Annotated in this window: 15 protein-coding genes; all 15 read left to right on the top strand. The window is 66.4% G+C overall.

Translation table 11 applies throughout. The annotated features are described in order from the left end of the window. The first annotated feature begins 249 nt into the window (after window positions 1-249). The 15 genes from rpoB (at window position 250) to rpsC (ending at window position 17,973) form a co-directional block, all read left to right on the top strand. Complete coding sequence (gene rpoB, locus ACFWZH_RS15180) at window positions 250-3,732, top strand: DNA-directed RNA polymerase subunit beta (RefSeq protein WP_384429878.1); 3,483 nt, start codon at window positions 250-252, stop codon at window positions 3,730-3,732. A 99-nt stretch (window positions 3,733-3,831) separates the two neighbouring features. Further along, complete coding sequence (locus ACFWZH_RS15185; RefSeq protein WP_384429881.1) at window positions 3,832-7,743, top strand: DNA-directed RNA polymerase subunit beta'; 3,912 nt, start codon at window positions 3,832-3,834, stop codon at window positions 7,741-7,743. A 227-nt stretch (window positions 7,744-7,970) separates the two neighbouring features. Then, entirely contained in the window at window positions 7,971-8,453 is a 483-nt protein-coding gene (locus ACFWZH_RS15190; RefSeq protein WP_384429884.1) for a DUF1707 and DUF4190 domain-containing protein, read from the top strand. Window positions 8,454-8,841: 388 nt separating this feature from the next. Continuing rightward, window positions 8,842-9,213: a 30S ribosomal protein S12 gene (gene rpsL, locus ACFWZH_RS15195; protein ID WP_003948652.1), complete on the top strand. Its 372-nt coding sequence runs from the start codon at window positions 8,842-8,844 to the stop codon at window positions 9,211-9,213. A gap of 2 nt (window positions 9,214-9,215) precedes the next feature. After that, a complete protein-coding gene (gene rpsG / locus ACFWZH_RS15200; RefSeq protein WP_004571813.1) occupies window positions 9,216-9,686 on the top strand; it encodes a 30S ribosomal protein S7 in 471 nt (156 codons plus the stop codon). 39 nt (window positions 9,687-9,725) lie between these two features. Then, on the top strand, window positions 9,726-11,846 hold the full coding sequence (fusA, locus tag ACFWZH_RS15205) for an elongation factor G (protein WP_384429887.1): 2,121 nt from the start codon (window positions 9,726-9,728) through the stop codon (window positions 11,844-11,846). A gap of 158 nt (window positions 11,847-12,004) precedes the next feature. Then, window positions 12,005-13,198, top strand: a complete 1,194-nt coding sequence (gene tuf, locus ACFWZH_RS15210; protein WP_384429890.1) for an elongation factor Tu — start codon at window positions 12,005-12,007, stop codon at window positions 13,196-13,198. 436 nt (window positions 13,199-13,634) lie between these two features. Then, a complete protein-coding gene (gene rpsJ, locus ACFWZH_RS15215) occupies window positions 13,635-13,943 on the top strand; it encodes a 30S ribosomal protein S10 (RefSeq protein WP_003948644.1) in 309 nt (102 codons plus the stop codon). Between the two features lie 14 nt (window positions 13,944-13,957). Continuing rightward, entirely contained in the window at window positions 13,958-14,602 is a 645-nt protein-coding gene (rplC, locus tag ACFWZH_RS15220) for a 50S ribosomal protein L3 (RefSeq protein ID WP_006604873.1), read from the top strand. Window positions 14,603-14,610: 8 nt separating this feature from the next. Continuing rightward, on the top strand, window positions 14,611-15,261 hold the full coding sequence (rplD, locus tag ACFWZH_RS15225) for a 50S ribosomal protein L4 (protein WP_384429893.1): 651 nt from the start codon (window positions 14,611-14,613) through the stop codon (window positions 15,259-15,261). Beyond that, window positions 15,261-15,584 carry a 50S ribosomal protein L23 gene (rplW, locus tag ACFWZH_RS15230; RefSeq protein ID WP_042155860.1) on the top strand — a complete coding sequence of 108 codons (324 nt, stop codon included), beginning with the start codon at window positions 15,261-15,263 and terminating at the stop codon, window positions 15,582-15,584. The genes rplD and rplW overlap by 1 nt, the downstream gene beginning before the upstream one ends. A 39-nt stretch (window positions 15,585-15,623) precedes the next feature. Further along, on the top strand, window positions 15,624-16,460 hold the full coding sequence (rplB, locus tag ACFWZH_RS15235; protein ID WP_030413014.1) for a 50S ribosomal protein L2: 837 nt from the start codon (window positions 15,624-15,626) through the stop codon (window positions 16,458-16,460). A gap of 12 nt (window positions 16,461-16,472) precedes the next feature. Beyond that, a complete protein-coding gene (rpsS, locus tag ACFWZH_RS15240) occupies window positions 16,473-16,754 on the top strand; it encodes a 30S ribosomal protein S19 (RefSeq protein WP_016571057.1) in 282 nt (93 codons plus the stop codon). Window positions 16,755-16,798: 44 nt separating this feature from the next. After that, window positions 16,799-17,146, top strand: a complete 348-nt coding sequence (gene rplV / locus ACFWZH_RS15245; protein WP_004571827.1) for a 50S ribosomal protein L22 — start codon at window positions 16,799-16,801, stop codon at window positions 17,144-17,146. Further along, on the top strand, window positions 17,146-17,973 hold the full coding sequence (gene rpsC, locus ACFWZH_RS15250) for a 30S ribosomal protein S3 (protein WP_069567069.1): 828 nt from the start codon (window positions 17,146-17,148) through the stop codon (window positions 17,971-17,973). The genes rplV and rpsC overlap by 1 nt, the downstream gene beginning before the upstream one ends. The last annotated feature ends 5 nt before the right edge of the window (window positions 17,974-17,978 follow it).

A 17,978-nucleotide genomic window follows, 5' to 3' on the forward strand; every position in this document is an offset into this window, starting at 1 on the left:
CCTCCCGGAGGGAGAAGATCGGTATCACAGTGCTGAACCGGTCTTCGGAAACTCGCTCTGGACATCAGTGTGCCAAGTGGCTACACTGACCCTTTGCGCTGCCTGTTAGCTGCTCCCTGCCCGTCACCAGGGGCATATCCGAGCCCGAGCAAAGCTGGATGATCCGCCCTGACCTGGGCTTTCTCTCAGTCTGCTCGATTCGGAACCGGTACGCGCGTAGTGAGTCCGAGCCCTCGGAAGGACCCCCTCTTGGCCGCCTCGCGCAACGCCTCGACTGCCAATACGAACAACGGCGACAGCACCGCCCCGCTGCGCATCTCTTTTGCGAAGATCAAGGAGCCCCTCGGGGTTCCGAACCTCCTTGCGCTGCAGACCGAAAGCTTCGACTGGCTGCTCGGCAATGCCGCATGGAAGGGTCGCGTCGAGGCTGCGCTGGAGAGTGGGCAGGAAGTTCCCACCAAGTCCGGTCTCGAAGAGATCTTCGAAGAGATCTCCCCGATCGAAGACTTCTCCGGGTCGATGTCGCTGACGTTCCGCGACCACCGCTTCGAGCCCCCGAAGAACTCCATCGACGAGTGCAAGGAGCGCGACTTCACGTACGCGGCTCCGCTGTTCGTCACCGCCGAGTTCACCAACAACGAGACCGGCGAGATCAAGTCCCAGACGGTCTTCATGGGCGACTTCCCGCTCATGACCAACAAGGGCACCTTCTGCATCAACGGCACCGAGCGTGTCGTCGTCTCGCAGCTGGTCCGCTCGCCGGGCGTCTACTTCGACAGCTCCATCGACAAGACGTCCGACAAGGACATCTTCTCCGCCAAGATCATCCCGTCCCGGGGTGCCTGGCTGGAGATGGAGATCGACAAGCGCGACATGGTCGGTGTGCGCATCGACCGCAAGCGCAAGCAGTCCGTGACCGTCCTGCTCAAGGCGCTCGGGTGGACCACCGAGCAGATCCTCGAGGAGTTCGGCGAGTACGAGTCCATGCGCGCCACCCTGGAGAAGGACCACACCCAGGGTCAGGACGACGCGCTGCTGGACATCTACCGCAAGCTGCGTCCGGGCGAGCCGCCGACCCGTGAGGCCGCGCAGACGCTGCTGGAGAACCTGTACTTCAACCCCAAGCGCTACGACCTCGCCAAGGTCGGCCGCTACAAGGTCAACAAGAAGCTCGGCGGCGAGGAGCCGCTCGACGCGGGCGTGCTGACCACCGACGACGTCATCGCCACCATCAAGTACCTGGTCAAGCTGCACGCCGGCGAGACCGAGACGATGGGCGAGAGCGGCCGGGAGATCGTCGTCGAGACCGACGACATCGACCACTTCGGCAACCGTCGTCTGCGCAACGTCGGCGAGCTCATCCAGAACCAGGTCCGCACGGGTCTGGCTCGTATGGAGCGCGTCGTGCGCGAGCGCATGACCACCCAGGACGTCGAGGCGATCACGCCGCAGACCCTGATCAACATCCGGCCGGTCGTCGCCTCCATCAAGGAGTTCTTCGGCACCAGCCAGCTGTCCCAGTTCATGGACCAGACCAACCCGCTGTCGGGTCTGACCCACAAGCGCCGTCTGTCGGCGCTGGGCCCGGGTGGTCTCTCCCGTGAGCGGGCCGGCCTGGACGTCCGTGACGTGCACCCGTCGCACTACGGCCGCATGTGCCCGATCGAGACCCCTGAAGGTCCCAACATCGGTCTGATCGGCTCGCTGGCCTCCTACGGCCGGGTCAACGTCTTCGGCTTCATCGAGACGCCGTACCGCAAGGTCGTCGACGGCCAGGTCACCGAGGAGGTGGACTACCTCACCGCCGATGAGGAGGACCGCTTCCTGATCGCGCAGGCCAACGCCAAGCTCAGCGACGACATGCGCTTCTCCGAGCAGCGTGTGCTGGTCCGCCGTCGTGGCGGCGAGGTCGACCTCGTCCCCGCCGACGAGGTGGACTTCATGGACGTCTCGCCGCGCCAGATGGTGTCGGCCGCGACCGCCATGATCCCGTTCCTCGAGCACGACGACGCCAACCGCGCGCTCATGGGATCGAACATGATGCGCCAGGCCGTTCCGCTGATCAAGGCGGAGTCGCCGCTGGTCGGCACCGGCATGGAGTACCGCTGCGCGGTCGACGCCGGCGACGTCATCAAGGCCGAGAAGGACGGTGTGGTCCAGGAGGTCTCCGCGGACTACATCACCGTCGCCAACGACGACGGCACGTACACCACGTACCGCGTCGCCAAGTTCACCCGCTCCAACCAGGGCACCTCCTTCAACCAGAAGGTCGTCGTGGACGAGGGCGCGCGGGTCATCGAGGGCCAGGTCCTCGCCGACGGTCCGTCCACGGACCAGGGCGAGATGGCGCTCGGCAAGAACCTGCTCGTCGCGTTCATGCCGTGGGAGGGCCACAACTACGAGGACGCGATCATCCTGTCGCAGCGCCTCGTGCAGGACGACGTCCTCTCCTCGATCCACATCGAGGAGCACGAGGTCGACGCCCGTGACACCAAGCTCGGCCCCGAGGAGATCACCCGGGACATCCCGAACGTCTCCGAGGAGGTCCTCTCCGACCTCGACGAGCGCGGCATCATCCGGATCGGTGCCGAGGTCGTCGCCGGCGACATCCTCGTCGGCAAGGTCACGCCCAAGGGTGAGACCGAGCTGACCCCCGAGGAGCGCCTGCTCCGCGCGATCTTCGGTGAGAAGGCGCGCGAGGTGCGCGACACCTCGCTGAAGGTGCCGCACGGTGAGATCGGCAAGGTCATCGGCGTCCGCGTCTTCGACCGCGAGGAGGGCGACGAGCTGCCCCCGGGCGTGAACCAGCTGGTCCGCGTCTACGTCGCCCAGAAGCGCAAGATCACCGACGGTGACAAGCTCGCCGGCCGCCACGGCAACAAGGGCGTCATCTCGAAGATCCTGCCGGTCGAGGACATGCCGTTCCTGGAGGACGGCACCCCGGTCGACATCATCCTCAACCCGCTGGGTGTCCCGTCCCGAATGAACCCGGGACAGGTCCTGGAGATCCACCTCGGCTGGCTCGCCAGCCAGGGCTGGAAGGTCGAGGGCTCCGAGGAGTGGCAGCAGCGTCTGCAGGCGATCGGCGCCGACGACGTCGCGCCGCGCACCAACGTCGCGACCCCGGTCTTCGACGGTGCGCGCGAGGACGAGCTGGCGGGTCTGTTCGACTCCACGCTCCCCAACCGCGACGGCGAGCGGATGGTCAAGGGCTCCGGCAAGGCGCAGCTGTTCGACGGCCGCTCCGGTGAGCCGTTCCCGGACCCGATCTCGGTCGGGTACATGTACATCCTCAAGCTGCACCACCTGGTCGACGACAAGCTGCACGCGCGTTCGACCGGTCCGTACTCGATGATCACCCAGCAGCCGCTGGGTGGTAAGGCTCAGTTCGGTGGCCAGCGGTTCGGTGAGATGGAGGTGTGGGCGCTGGAGGCTTACGGCGCCGCGTACGCCCTCCAGGAGCTGCTGACGATCAAGTCCGACGACGTGACCGGCCGCGTGAAGGTCTACGAGGCCATCGTCAAGGGCGAGAACATCCCCGAGCCCGGCATCCCCGAGTCCTTCAAGGTGCTCATCAAGGAGATGCAGTCCCTGTGCCTCAACGTGGAGGTGCTGTCCTCGGACGGCATGTCCATCGAGATGCGCGACACCGACGAGGACGTCTTCCGCGCTGCGGAGGAGCTCGGCATCGACCTGTCCCGGCGCGAGCCGAGCAGCGTCGAAGAGGTCTGACGGGTCTGGCCGGGACCCCCTTGCTCCAAGGAGGTCCCGGCCCCGCCCCGGACCCCGTACAGACCATCTAGACACGACCCTGAGAGGGATTGACGCATAGTGCTCGACGTCAACTTCTTCGACGAGCTGCGGATCGGCCTCGCCACCGCTGACGACATCCGTCAGTGGTCCCACGGTGAGGTCAAGAAGCCGGAGACCATCAACTACCGCACCCTCAAGCCCGAAAAGGACGGACTCTTCTGCGAGAAGATCTTCGGTCCGACCCGGGACTGGGAGTGCTACTGCGGTAAGTACAAGCGCGTCCGCTTCAAGGGCATCATCTGCGAGCGCTGCGGCGTCGAGGTCACTCGCGCCAAGGTGCGCCGTGAGCGGATGGGCCACATCGAGCTGGCCGCTCCTGTTACCCACATCTGGTACTTCAAGGGCGTGCCGAGCCGGCTGGGCTACCTGCTGGACCTCGCGCCCAAGGACCTCGAGAAGGTCATCTACTTCGCCGCGTACATGATCACGTTCGTGGACGAGGAGCGCCGTACGCGCGATCTGCCCTCGCTGGAGGCCCACGTCTCCGTCGAGCGCCAGCAGATCGAGCAGCGCCGCGACTCCGACCTGGAGGCCCGCGCCAAGAAGCTCGAGACCGACCTGGCCGAGCTGGAGGCCGAGGGCGCCAAGGCCGACGTGCGCCGCAAGGTGCGCGAGGGCGCCGAGCGTGAGATGAAGCAGCTGCGCGACCGTGCGCAGCGCGAGATCGACCGTCTCGACGAGGTCTGGAACCGCTTCAAGAACCTCAAGGTCCAGGACCTTGAGGGCGACGAGCTGCTCTACCGCGAGCTGCGTGACCGCTTCGGCACGTACTTCGACGGTTCCATGGGTGCCGCTGCCCTGCAGAAGCGCCTGGAGACCTTCGACCTGGACGAGGAGGCCGAGCGCCTCCGCGAGATCATCCGGACCGGCAAGGGCCAGAAGAAGACCCGTGCGCTCAAGCGCCTCAAGGTCGTCTCCGCCTTCCTGCAGACCCGCAACAGCCCCAAGGGCATGGTGCTGGACTGCATCCCGGTGATCCCGCCGGACCTGCGTCCGATGGTGCAGCTGGACGGTGGCCGCTTCGCGACCTCCGACCTGAACGACCTGTACCGCCGTGTGATCAACCGCAACAACCGCCTCAAGCGTCTCCTTGACCTCGGCGCCCCCGAGATCATCGTGAACAACGAGAAGCGGATGCTGCAGGAGGCCGTCGACGCGCTGTTCGACAACGGCCGCCGCGGTCGCCCGGTGACCGGTCCCGGTAACCGCCCGCTGAAGTCGCTGTCCGACATGCTCAAGGGCAAGCAGGGCCGCTTCCGTCAGAACCTGCTCGGTAAGCGAGTCGACTACTCGGCGCGTTCCGTCATCGTCGTCGGCCCGCAGCTCAAGCTGCACCAGTGTGGTCTGCCCAAGGCCATGGCGCTGGAGCTGTTCAAGCCGTTCGTGATGAAGCGCCTGGTGGACCTCAACCACGCGCAGAACATCAAGAGCGCCAAGCGCATGGTGGAGCGCGGCCGCACGGTCGTGTACGACGTCCTCGAAGAGGTCATCGCCGAGCACCCGGTTCTGCTGAACCGTGCTCCCACCCTGCACCGCCTCGGCATCCAGGCCTTCGAGCCGCAGCTGGTCGAGGGCAAGGCCATTCAGATCCACCCGCTCGTCTGCACCGCGTTCAACGCGGACTTCGACGGTGACCAGATGGCCGTCCACCTCCCGCTGTCCGCGGAGGCGCAGGCCGAGGCCCGCATCCTGATGCTGTCCTCGAACAACATCCTCAAGCCGGCCGACGGCCGTCCGGTCACCATGCCGACCCAGGACATGGTGCTGGGCCTCTTCTTCCTCACCACGGACGAGGAGGAGCGCGAGGTCAAGGGCGAGGGCCGGTCCTTCGGCTCGGTCGCCGAGGCGATCATGGCCTTCGACGCCCGCGAGCTCTCGCTCCAGGCCAAGGTCGACATCCGCTTCCCGATCGGCACCGTCCCGCCGCGTGGCTGGACCCCGCCGGCCGTGGACGAGGCCGACGGCTTCGGTGCGACCGAGTGGCAGCAGGGTGACAGCTTCCGCCTGCGGACGACCCTGGGCCGTGCGCTCTTCAACGAGCTGCTGCCCGAGGACTACCCGTTCGTCGACTACTCGGTGGGCAAGAAGCAGCTCTCCGCGATCGTCAACGACCTGGCCGAGCGCTACCCGAAGGTCATCGTCGCGGCGACCCTGGACAACCTGAAGGCGGCCGGTTTCCACTGGGCCACCCGCTCGGGCGTCACCGTCGCCGTCTCCGACATCGTCGTGCCGGAGGCCAAGAAGGCCATCGTCGCGGGCTACGAGGCCCAGGACGAGAAGGTCCAGAAGCAGTACGAGCGCGGTCTGATCACCAAGGACGAGCGCACTCAGGAACTGATCAACATCTGGACCAAGGCGACCAACGAGGTCGCCGAGGCGATGAACGAGAACTTCCCCAAGACCAACCCCATCTTCATGATGGTTGACTCGGGTGCCCGAGGAAACATGATGCAGATGCGGCAGATCGCCGGTATGCGTGGTCTGGTGTCGAACGCGAAGAACGAGACCATCCCGCGTCCGATCAAGGCGTCGTTCCGCGAGGGTCTGTCCGTGCTGGAGTACTTCATCTCCACGCACGGTGCCCGTAAGGGTCTGGCGGACACCGCTCTGCGTACCGCCGACTCCGGTTACCTCACCCGTCGTCTGGTCGACGTCTCCCAGGACGTCATCATTCGCGAGGAGGACTGCGGTACGGAGCGCGGCCTCAAGCTGCGGATCGCCTCGAAGGGCGCCGACGGTGTCCTGCGCAAGGCGGACGACGTCGAGTCCAGCGTCTACGCCCGCATGCTCGCCGAGGACGTCGTGGTGGACGGCAAGGTCGTCGCACCGGCCAACGTCGACCTCGGTGACGTGCTCATCGACGCGCTGGTCAACGCGGGCGTGGAGGAGGTCAAGACCCGCTCGGTCCTGACCTGTGAGTCCGCGGTCGGCACCTGCGCCTACTGCTACGGCCGTTCGCTGGCCACCGGCAAGCTGGTCGACATCGGTGAGGCGGTCGGCATCATCGCCGCCCAGTCCATCGGTGAGCCCGGCACCCAGCTGACGATGCGTACCTTCCACACCGGTGGTGTGGCCGGTGACGACATCACCCTGGGTCTGCCGCGTGTCGTCGAGCTCTTCGAGGCCCGTACGCCCAAGGGTGTCGCCCCGATCTCGGAGGCGGCCGGCCGCGTCCGGATCGAGGAGACCGAGAAGACCAAGAAGGTCATCGTCACCCCGGACGACGGCAGCGACGAGACGGCGTACGGCGTCTCCAAGCGTGCCCGCCTCCTGGTGGCGGAGGGCGACCACGTCACGGTCGGCCAGCCGCTGACCGTGGGTGCCGTCAACCCGCACGACGTGCTGCGGATCCTCGGCCAGCGCGCCGTCCAGGTCCACCTGGTCGGCGAGGTCCAGAAGGTCTACAACAGCCAGGGCGTGGCGATCCACGACAAGCACATCGAGATCATCATCCGGCAGATGCTGCGCCGTGTGACGATCATCGAGTCCGGCGACGCGGAGCTGCTGCCGGGCGAGCTGGTGGAGCGCACGAAGTTCGAGGGCGAGAACCGTCGCGTCGTGGCGGAAGGCGGCCACCCGGCCTCCGGCCGTCCGCAGCTGATGGGTATCACCAAGGCTTCGCTGGCCACCGAGTCCTGGCTGTCGGCGGCGTCCTTCCAGGAGACGACCCGGGTTCTGACCGACGCGGCGATCAACGCCAAGTCGGACTCCCTGATCGGCCTCAAGGAGAACGTCATCATCGGTAAGCTCATCCCGGCCGGTACGGGCCTGTCCCGCTACCGCAACATCCGGGTCGAGCCCACCGAGGAGGCCAAGGCCGCGATGTACTCGGCCGTCGGTTACGACGACATCGACTACTCGCCCTTCGGCACCGGCTCCGGCCAGGCGGTCCCGCTGGAGGACTACGACTACGGTCCGTACAACCAGTAAGCCGATGTGTACCGGCACGACGGCCGGTACGACAGCAACAGGGCGGTCACCCCTCGTGGGGTGGCCGCCCTGCGGCATTGGGGGCCGTGCGGGGGAACTTGTCTCCCCATTGCTGCGTCTGTGATGAGAAGATGGGGAGAACTGTCGAGCGGGGGGAGGTTCGCGAAGTGGCATTCCAGCCTTGGCAGGGTGGACAGCCCGCTCAGCCGCCGAATCAGGTGCCGGCCATGCGGGCTTCGCACGCCGATCGTGAGCGGGCGGTCGATGTGCTCAAGGCGGGGTTCGCCGAGGGGCGGCTGCTGCAGCCGGAGTACGAGCAGCGGATCGCCCGGGCCTACGAGGCGCAGACGCATTCCGAGCTGCAGATGCTGGTCGCGGACCTGCCGATGGGGCCGGTGCCGCAGGCGCAGTTCATGCCGCAGCGGCCGATGGTGCCGGCGACGTTCATGCCGATGCCGATGCCGATGCCGGTGACGACGAACAGCTCGGCGACCGGCGCGCTGGTCTGCGGGATCATGACGCCGGTGACCTGGGGCCTGACGGCGATCCCGGCGGTCATCCTGGGGCACAAGGCGCGCGCCGAGATCCGCCGGACCGGACAGGGCGGGGACGGGCAGGCCATCACGGGACTGATCCTGGGCTGGCTGGCGATCGGCGGTTGGGCGCTCTTCCTGCTGATCTTCATCCTGTCGGCGGCGGTCGGCCTCTGACGGCTCCGGTGGATTCCGGCGTGGCCCGGGCGTGTTGCAGGGGTGTGGCGCCTTCTTCCGTACGGCCGTGGATCGCACTACGGTGGCCGCAACGCCGTGACGAGTCCGGCGTGTCCTTCGCGTGTGCATTTGTTTTGACCGCAGCCAATGCGGTAGGTACGCTCTGACCTTGTGCCTGGGGTGTCCCTGGGCTGCCGTGCGCGCATTCTCCCCCAGCCACTGGGCCGGGAGCGGCGTCCACACGGGAGCCAGGTTTATGACACCGCAATCTGCCGCCTCACTCGTTCCAGCGAGGACCGGACTGCAGTATTCGACACACCCGACCGCGTGGGTCGGGGGCGTTCCAGGTTAGCTTTACCGAGACTGGCACACAGAAACCGGAGAAACGGTGCCTACGATCCAGCAGCTGGTCCGCAAGGGCCGGCAGGACAAGGTCGAGAAGAACAAGACGCCCGCGCTCGAGGGTTCTCCCCAGCGCCGTGGCGTCTGCACGCGTGTTTTCACCACCACCCCGAAGAAGCCGAACTCGGCCCTGCGTAAGGTCGCGCGTGTGCGTCTGACCAGCGGGATCGAGGTCACCGCTTACATTCCGGGTGAGGGCCACAACCTCCAGGAGCACTCGATCGTGCTCGTGCGTGGCGGCCGTGTGAAGGACCTGCCGGGTGTTCGGTACAAGATCATCCGCGGCTCCCTCGACACGCAGGGCGTCAAGAACCGCAAGCAGGCTCGCAGCCGCTACGGCGCCAAGAAGGAGAAGTAAGAATGCCTCGTAAGGGCCCCGCCCCGAAGCGCCCGGTCATCATCGACCCGGTCTACGGCTCTCCTCTGGTGACCTCCCTCATCAACAAGGTTCTGCTGAACGGCAAGCGCTCCACCGCCGAGCGCATCGTTTACGGCGCCATGGAGGGTCTGCGCGAGAAGACCGGCAACGACCCGGTCATCACGCTCAAGCGCGCGCTCGAGAACATCAAGCCGACCCTTGAGGTCAAGTCCCGCCGCGTCGGTGGCGCGACCTACCAGGTCCCGGTCGAGGTCAAGCCCGGCCGTGCGGCCACTCTCTCGCTCCGCTGGCTCGTGGGCTACTCCCGCGCCCGCCGCGAGAAGACCATGACCGAGCGCCTCATGAACGAACTGCTCGACGCCTCCAACGGCCTCGGCGCTTCGGTCAAGAAGCGCGAGGACACGCACAAGATGGCCGAGTCCAACAAGGCCTTCGCGCACTACCGCTGGTAGTCGCAACCCACATCGAGACCGAGAGAAGATTGAGCCACTATGGCCACCACTTCGCTTGACCTGGCCAAGGTCCGCAACATCGGGATCATGGCCCACATCGACGCGGGCAAGACGACCACCACCGAGCGGATCCTGTTCTACACCGGCGTTTCGTACAAGATCGGTGAGGTCCACGACGGCGCTGCCACGATGGACTGGATGGAGCAGGAGCAGGAGCGCGGCATCACGATTACGTCCGCCGCGACGACCTGTCACTGGCCGCTCGAGGACGTCGATCACACCATCAACATCATCGACACGCCCGGCCACGTCGACTTCACCGTCGAGGTGGAGCGCTCGCTGCGCGTGCTCGACGGTGCCGTGACGGTGTTCGACGGCGTCGCCGGTGTCGAGCCGCAGTCCGAGACCGTTTGGCGTCAGGCGGACCGCTACGGCGTGCCGCGTATCTGCTTCGTCAACAAGCTGGACCGTACCGGTGCCGAGTTCCACCGCTGCGTCGACATGATCACGGACCGCCTCGGCGCGACCCCGATCGTGATGCAGCTGCCGATCGGCACCGAGGCCGACTTCAAGGGCGTGGTCGACCTCGTCCGCATGAAGGCGCTCGTCTGGTCCGCCGAGGCCGCCAAGGGCGAGATGTACGACGTCGTCGACATCCCGGCCACGCACGCCGAGGCCGCCGACGAGTGGCGCGGCAAGCTGCTCGAGGCCGTCGCCGAGAACGACGAAGAGATCATGGAGCTGTACCTGGAGGGCCAGGAGCCCACCGAGGAGCAGCTGTACGCGGCGATCCGCCGTATCACGATCGCTTCCGGCAAGGCCGACGTCACCACCGTCACCCCGGTGTTCTGCGGTACCGCCTTCAAGAACAAGGGTGTGCAGCCGCTGCTCGACGCGGTCGTGCGCTACCTGCCCTCCCCGCTGGACGTCGAGGCCATCGAGGGCCACGCGGTCAACGACGCGGAGCAGGTCGTCGCGCGCAAGCCGTCCGAGAGCGAGCCGCTGGCCGCCCTCGCGTTCAAGATTGCGAGCGACCCCCACCTGGGCAAGCTCACCTTCATCCGGGTGTACTCGGGCCGCCTCGAGGCCGGCTCGCAGGTGCAGAACTCGGTGAAGGGCAAGAAGGAGCGCATCGGCAAGATCTACCGGATGCACGCGAACAAGCGTGAGGAGATCGAGTCGGTGGGTGCCGGTGACATCGTCGCCGTCATGGGTCTGAAGCAGACCACCACCGGTGAGACCCTCTGCGACGCGAGCCACCCGGTGATCCTGGAGTCGATGGACTTCCCGGCGCCGGTCATCCAGGTCGCCATCGAGCCCAAGTCCAAGGGCGACCAGGAGAAGCTGGGTGTCGCCATCCAGCGCCTCGCCGAAGAGGACCCCTCGTTCCAGGTGCACACCGACGAGGAGACCGGCCAGACCATCATCGCGGGTATGGGCGAGCTGCACCTCGACGTGCTGGTCGACCGTATGAAGCGTGAGTTCAAGGTCGAGGCCAACGTCGGCAAGCCGCAGGTCGCCTACCGTGAGACCCTGCGCAAGGCCGTCGAGCGTCTCGACTACACGCACAAGAAGCAGACTGGTGGTTCCGGCCAGTTCGCGAAGGTGCAGATCGCGATCGCGCCGCTCGAGGGCGACGGGTACGAGTTCGAGAACAAGGTCACCGGTGGCCGTATCCCGCGGGAGTACATCCCGTCCGTGGACGCGGGCTGCCAGGAGGCCATGGAGTTCGGTGTTCTCGCCGGCTACCCGCTGACCGGCGTCAAGGTCACGCTCCTCGACGGTGCGTTCCACGAGGTCGACTCTTCCGAGATGGCCTTCAAGATCGCCGGTTCGATGGCCTTCAAGGAGGCCGCCCGCAAGGCCAGCCCGGCCCTGCTGGAGCCGATGATGAAGGTCGAGGTCACCACGCCCGAGGACTACATGGGCGATGTGATCGGCGACATCAACTCCCGCCGTGGTCAGATTCAGTCCATGGAGGAGCGCGCCGGCGCCAAGCTCGTCACGGGCCTGGTTCCGCTCTCGGAGATGTTCGGCTACGTCGGAGACCTCCGCAGCAAGACGTCGGGTCGCGCAAGCTACTCGATGCAGTTTGACTCCTACGCCGAGGTTCCGCGGAACGTCGCCGAGGAGATCATCGCGAAGGCCAAGGGCGAGTAGCTCCGTCTCCCGCGAGTCGGAACACGCTTTAGGCTTGACACCGTCTGCCGGGGTAATCCCCGCAATCCGTGAGGAATGCCCCGGCAGCCGGCACCCCAGCAAAGATCACCTGGCGCCGATGAGTAAGGCGTACAGAACCACTCCACAGGAGGACCCCAGTGGCGAAGGCGAAGTTCGAGCGGACTAAGCCGCACGTCAACATCGGCACCATCGGTCACATTGACCACGGTAAGACGACCCTCACGGCCGCCATTACCAAGGTGCTGCACGACGCGTACCCGGACCTGAACGAGGCCTCGGCCTTCGACCAGATCGACAAGGCTCCTGAGGAGCGCCAGCGCGGTATCACCATCTCCATCGCGCACGTCGAGTACCAGACCGAGTCGCGTCACTACGCCCACGTCGACTGCCCCGGTCACGCGGACTACATCAAGAACATGATCACCGGTGCCGCCCAGATGGACGGCGCGATCCTCGTGGTCGCCGCGACCGACGGTCCGATGCCGCAGACCAAGGAGCACGTGCTCCTGGCCCGCCAGGTCGGCGTTCCCTACATCGTCGTCGCCCTGAACAAGGCCGACATGGTGGACGACGAGGAGATCCTGGAGCTCGTCGAGCTCGAGGTCCGTGAGCTCCTCTCCGAGTACGAGTTCCCGGGCGACGACGTCCCGGTCGTCAAGGTCTCGGCGCTCAAGGCGCTCGAGGGCGACGCCGAGTGGGGCAAGTCCGTCCTCGACCTGATGAAGGCCGTCGACGAGTCCATCCCGCAGCCCGAGCGTGACGTCGACAAGCCGTTCCTGATGCCGATCGAGGACGTCTTCACGATCACCGGCCGTGGCACCGTTGTCACCGGTCGTATCGAGCGTGGTGTCCTCAAGGTCAACGAGACCGTCGACATCATCGGCATCAAGACCGAGAAGACCACCACCACGGTCACCGGCATCGAGATGTTCCGCAAGCTGCTCGACGAGGGCCAGGCCGGTGAGAACGTCGGTCTGCTCCTCCGTGGCATCAAGCGCGAGGACGTCGAGCGCGGCCAGGTCATCATCAAGCCGGGCTCGGTCACGCCGCACACCTCGTTCGAGGCCCAGGCGTACATCCTGTCGAAGGACGAGGGTGGCCGTCACACCCCGTTCTTCAACAACTACCGCCCGCAGTTCTACTTCCGTACCACGGACGTGACCGGCGTCGTGACCCTCCCCGAGGGCACCGAGATGGTCATGCCGGGCGACAACACCGAGATGTCGGTCGAGCTGATCCAGCCGGTCGCCATGGAGGAGGGCCTGAAGTTCGCCATCCGTGAGGGTGGCCGGACCGTCGGCGCCGGCCAGGTCACCAAGATCAACAAGTAATTGTTGATCCGGTTGATCCGGTAGCAGTTCTTCGAGGAGCCCCGTCCGCCATCAGGTGGGCGGGGCTCCTTGACAGTTGGGGTCCGATTGGCCTTACCCATCCCGCGTATGGCACACTGTCCAGGTTGCTCGGTTGAGTGCCGATGCTGCGCGCCTCCCGCCGGGAGGACTGGAAGCGAGTCCCAGGTATTCGTCGTCCCTTCTCAGGGCCGGAAATACGGGAATCTTCCGGGAAGCGTCAGCGGGGTGCCTCGGCCAGGCGCCCGGTGGGTGTTCTTCCCCTGCCTCCTCCTTCTTGAAGGATCTCTCGTGCGGAGATTTACGAGAAGGGGTGCGACACGCCCGACCGCGTGGGTCGGAGAAGAACACTGCTTCTCGATGAAGCGGAGCCTGCCGGGTCCCAGAGCGTTACGAGAGACAGGACTACGAAGTAGCCATGGCGGGACAGAAGATCCGCATCCGGCTCAAGGCCTACGACCACGAGGTCATCGACTCCTCGGCGAAGAAGATCGTCGAGACGGTGACTCGCACTGGTGCGTCGGTCGCGGGCCCGGTGCCGCTGCCCACTGAAAAGAACGTGTACTGCGTCATCAAGTCGCCGCACAAGTACAAGGACTCGCGCGAGCACTTCGAGATGCGCACGCACAAGCGCCTGATCGACATCCTCGACCCGACGCCCAAGACCGTTGACTCGCTGATGCGCCTGGACCTTCCGGCCGGCGTTGACATCGAGATCAAGCTCTGAGAGGCGCGGAAGAGATGGCTAAGCAGATCAAGGGCATCCTGGGCGAGAAGCTCGGCATGACCCAGGTCTGGGACGAGAACAACCGTGTCGTCCCGGTGACCGTGGTGAAGGCCGGCCCCTGCGTCGTTACCCAGGTGCGCACCAATGACCAGGACGGTTACGACTCCGTCCAGATCGCCTTCGGCGAGATCGACCCGCGCAAGGTGAACAAGCCCCTCAAGGGCCACTTCGCGAAGGCCGACGTCACCCCCCGTCGTCACCTCGTCGAGGTCCGTACTCCCGATGCCGGCGAGTACACCCTCGGCCAGGAGCTGACCGCTGAGACCTTCGAGTCCGGCGTCAAGGTGGACGTGACCGGCAAGAGCAAGGGCAAGGGCTTCGCCGGTGTCATGAAGCGTCACGGCTTCCACGGCGGCAAGGCCTCGCACGGTGCCCACCGCGTGCACCGCAAGCCGGGCTCCATCGGTGGCTGCGCCACCCCGGGCCGCGTGTTCAAGGGCATGCGGATGGCCGGCCGTATGGGCAATGAGCGGGTCACCACCCAGAACCTGACCGTCCACGCCGTTGACGCGGAGAAGGGTCTGCTGCTCATCAAGGGCGCAGTTCCTGGTCCGAACGGCGGCCTCGTCCTGGTCCGTACCGCGGCCAAGGGGGCCTGAGGTAACCGATGAGCACCATTGACATCCTTTCGCCGGCAGGCGACAAGGCCGGGTCCGTCGAGCTCCCCGCGGAGATCTTCGACGCCAAGGTCAGCGTTCCGCTGATCCACCAGGTCGTTGTCGCGCAGCTGGCCGCGGCCCGTCAGGGCACGCACAAGACCAAGACTCGCGGCGAGGTCCGCGGCGGTGGCAAGAAGCCGTACCGCCAGAAGGGCACCGGCCGGGCGCGTCAGGGTTCGACCCGTGCGCCGCAGTTCGCCGGCGGTGGCATCGTCCACGGCCCCGTGCCGCGTGACTACAGCCAGCGGACCCCGAAGAAGATGAAGGCCGCCGCCCTGCGCGGTGCCCTCACCGACCGGGCCCGCAACAGCCGCATCCACGTCGTTTCCGGCGTGGTCGAGGGCGCGGTTTCCACCAAGGCCGCCAAGTCTCTCCTCGGCAAGGTCAGCGAGCGCAAGAACGTGCTCCTGGTCGCCGAGCGCAGCGACGAGGCCGCGTGGCTGTCCGCCCGCAACCTGCCCCAGGTTCACATCCTGGAGCCGGGCCAGCTGAACACGTACGACGTGCTCGTCTCCGACGACGTGGTCTTCACCAAGGCCGCTTTCGAGTCCTTCGTGTCTGGCCCCAAGGCCGCTGAGACCGAAGGGAGCGACGCCTGATGACTGAGGCCGTCGTCACCAGCAAGACCTTCACGGACCCGCGCGACGTTCTCGTCAAGCCGGTGGTTTCCGAGAAGAGCTACGCGCTGCTGGACGAGAACAAGTACACGTTCATCGTCGCGCCCGGCGCGAACAAGACCCAGATCAAGCAGGCCGTCGAGGCGGTCTTCTCGGTCAAGGTCACCGGGGTCAACACGATCAACCGGCAGGGCAAGCGCAAGCGCACCCGCACCGGTTACGGCAAGCGCGCCAACACCAAGCGCGCCATCGTGACCCTCGCCGAGGGCGACCGTATCGACATCTTCGGCGGCCCGGTCTCCTAACGGAGTCCGAGTCGTCCGGAATCGGACGAGGACTGAGAAATGGGTATCCGCAAGTACAAGCCGACGACCCCGGGCCGTCGTGGCTCCAGCGTCGCCGACTTTGTCGAGATCACGCGGTCCACGCCGGAGAAGTCGCTGGTCCGCCCGCTGCACAGCAAGGGCGGCCGTAACAACGCCGGTCGTGTGACCGTTCGCCACCAGGGTGGTGGCCACAAGCGCGCCTACCGCGTGATCGACTTCCGTCGTCACGACAAGGACGGCGTGCCGGCCAAGGTCGCGCACATCGAGTACGACCCGAACCGCACCGCGCGCATCGCGCTGCTGCACTACGCAGACGGCGAGAAGCGCTACATCATCGCGCCCCGTGGCCTGGTCCAGGGTGCTCGGATTGAGAACGGCCCTGGCGCCGACATCAAGCCGGGCAACAACCTGCCGCTGCGCCACATCCCCGTGGGTACGACGATCCACGCGATCGAGCTGCGTCCGGGCGGCGGTGCGAAGTTCGCCCGCTCGGCCGGTGCCTCCGTGCAGCTGCTGGCGAAGGAGGGCGCGATGGCCCACCTTCGTATGCCGTCCGGTGAGATCCGCCTGGTCGACGTGCGCTGCCGCGCCACCGTCGGCGAGGTCGGCAACGCCGAGCAGTCGAACATCAACTGGGGCAAGGCCGGCCGTATGCGCTGGAAGGGCGTCCGCCCGACCGTGCGTGGTGTCGTGATGAACCCGGTCGACCACCCGCACGGTGGTGGTGAGGGCAAGACCTCCGGTGGTCGCCACCCGGTCTCGCCCTGGGGCCAGAAGGAGGGTCGTACTCGCTCGCCGAAGAAGGCAAGCAACAAGTACATCGTCCGCCGCCGCAAGACGAACAAGAAGCGCTAGGAGCGGGTTTAGATGCCGCGCAGTCTCAAGAAGGGGCCCTTCGTCGACGACCACCTCGCCAAGAAGGTGGACGTACAGAACGATGCAGGCACCAAGAACGTCATCAAGACCTGGTCCCGCCGCTCCATGATCGTCCCGGCCATGCTCGGCCACACGATCGCGGTGCACGACGGCCGCAAGCACGTCCCGGTGTTCGTCACCGAGTCGATGGTCGGCCACAAGCTCGGCGAGTTTGCGCCGACCCGCACCTTCCGCGGCCACGAGAAGGACGACCGCAAGTCGCGTCGTCGCTGATCGACCGGAGTGCGAAGACTATGACTGACACCGAAGGGACAACCATGGAAGCCAGGGCCCAGGCGCGGTACATCCGCGTCACGCCCATGAAGGCCCGCCGCGTGGTGGACCTTATCCGTGGCATGGATGCCACGGAGGCTCAGGCGGTCCTGCGTTTCGCCCCGCAGGCCGCGAGCGTGCCGGTGGGCAAGGTGCTGGACAGCGCCATTGCCAACGCCGCGCACAACTACGACCACACCGACGCCTCTTCGCTGGTCATCAGCGAGGCGTACGTCGACGAGGGCCCGACCCTGAAGCGGTTCCGTCCGCGTGCCCAGGGTCGTGCCTACCGGATCCGCAAGCGGACCAGCCACATCACCGTGGTCGTCAGCAGCAAGGAAGGAACCCGGTAATGGGCCAGAAGGTAAACCCGCACGGGTTCCGGCTCGGTGTGACGACGGACTTCAAGTCCCGTTGGTACGCCGACAAGCTGTACAAGGACTACGTCAAGGAAGACGTCGCCATTCGTCGCATGATGACGAAGGGCATGGAGCGCGCCGGTATCTCCAAGGTGGAGATCGAGCGCACCCGTGAGCGCGTCCGCGTTGACATCCACACCGCTCGTCCGGGCATCGTCATCGGCCGCCGCGGCGCCGAGGCGGACCGCATCCGCGGCGAGCTGGAGAAGCTGACCGGCAAGCAGGTCCAGCTGAACATCCTCGAGGTCAAGAACCCCGAGACCGATGCGCAGCTGGTGGCCCAGGCCGTCGCCGAGCAGCTCTCGTCCCGCGTCTCCTTCCGTCGCGCCATGCGTAAGAGCATGCAGTCGACGATGAAGGCCGGCGCCAAGGGCATCAAGATCCAGTGCGGTGGCCGTCTCGGCGGCGCCGAGATGTCCCGCTCGGAGTTCTACCGCGAGGGCCGTGTGCCCCTGCACACGCTCCGTGCGAACGTCGACTACGGCTTCTTCGAGGCCAAGACCACCTTCGGCCGCATCGGTGTGAAGGTCTGGATCTACAAGGGCGACGTCAAGAACATCGCCGAGGTTCGCGCCGAGAACGCTGCCGCCCGTGCGGGTAACCGCCCGGCTCGCGGTGGCGGCAACGACCGCCCGCGTCGCGGTGGCGAGCGCGGTGGCCGCGGCGGCCGCAAGCCGCAGCAGCAGAGCGCCGCTGCCGAGGCCCCCAAGGCCGAGGCCGCTGCCGCTGCTCCGGCGGAGACCCCCGGAACGGAGGCCTGACCGAC

This window comes from Streptomyces sp. NPDC059008, from assembly GCF_042749045.1.
In the GTDB taxonomy this organism is placed as follows: Bacteria; Actinomycetota; Actinomycetes; order Streptomycetales; family Streptomycetaceae; genus Streptomyces.

What these genes read in the sequence shown, in the direction of transcription:
- ACFWZH_RS15190 (WP_384429884.1), top strand. Translation starts at nt 7,971, where the DNA reads ATGCGGGCTTCGCACGCCGATCGTGAGCGGGCGGTCGATGTGCTCAAG.
- rpsG (WP_004571813.1), top strand. Translation starts at nt 9,216, where the DNA reads ATGCCTCGTAAGGGCCCCGCCCCGAAGCGCCCGGTCATCATCGACCCG.
- fusA (WP_384429887.1), top strand. Translation starts at nt 9,726, where the DNA reads ATGGCCACCACTTCGCTTGACCTGGCCAAGGTCCGCAACATCGGGATC.
- rpsJ (WP_003948644.1), top strand. Translation starts at nt 13,635, where the DNA reads ATGGCGGGACAGAAGATCCGCATCCGGCTCAAGGCCTACGACCACGAG.
- rplC (WP_006604873.1), top strand. Translation starts at nt 13,958, where the DNA reads ATGGCTAAGCAGATCAAGGGCATCCTGGGCGAGAAGCTCGGCATGACC.
- rplD (WP_384429893.1), top strand. Translation starts at nt 14,611, where the DNA reads ATGAGCACCATTGACATCCTTTCGCCGGCAGGCGACAAGGCCGGGTCC.
- rplW (WP_042155860.1), top strand. Translation starts at nt 15,261, where the DNA reads ATGACTGAGGCCGTCGTCACCAGCAAGACCTTCACGGACCCGCGCGAC.
- rplB (WP_030413014.1), top strand. Translation starts at nt 15,624, where the DNA reads ATGGGTATCCGCAAGTACAAGCCGACGACCCCGGGCCGTCGTGGCTCC.
- rpsS (WP_016571057.1), top strand. Translation starts at nt 16,473, where the DNA reads ATGCCGCGCAGTCTCAAGAAGGGGCCCTTCGTCGACGACCACCTCGCC.
- rplV (WP_004571827.1), top strand. Translation starts at nt 16,799, where the DNA reads ATGGAAGCCAGGGCCCAGGCGCGGTACATCCGCGTCACGCCCATGAAG.
- rpsC (WP_069567069.1), top strand. Translation starts at nt 17,146, where the DNA reads ATGGGCCAGAAGGTAAACCCGCACGGGTTCCGGCTCGGTGTGACGACG.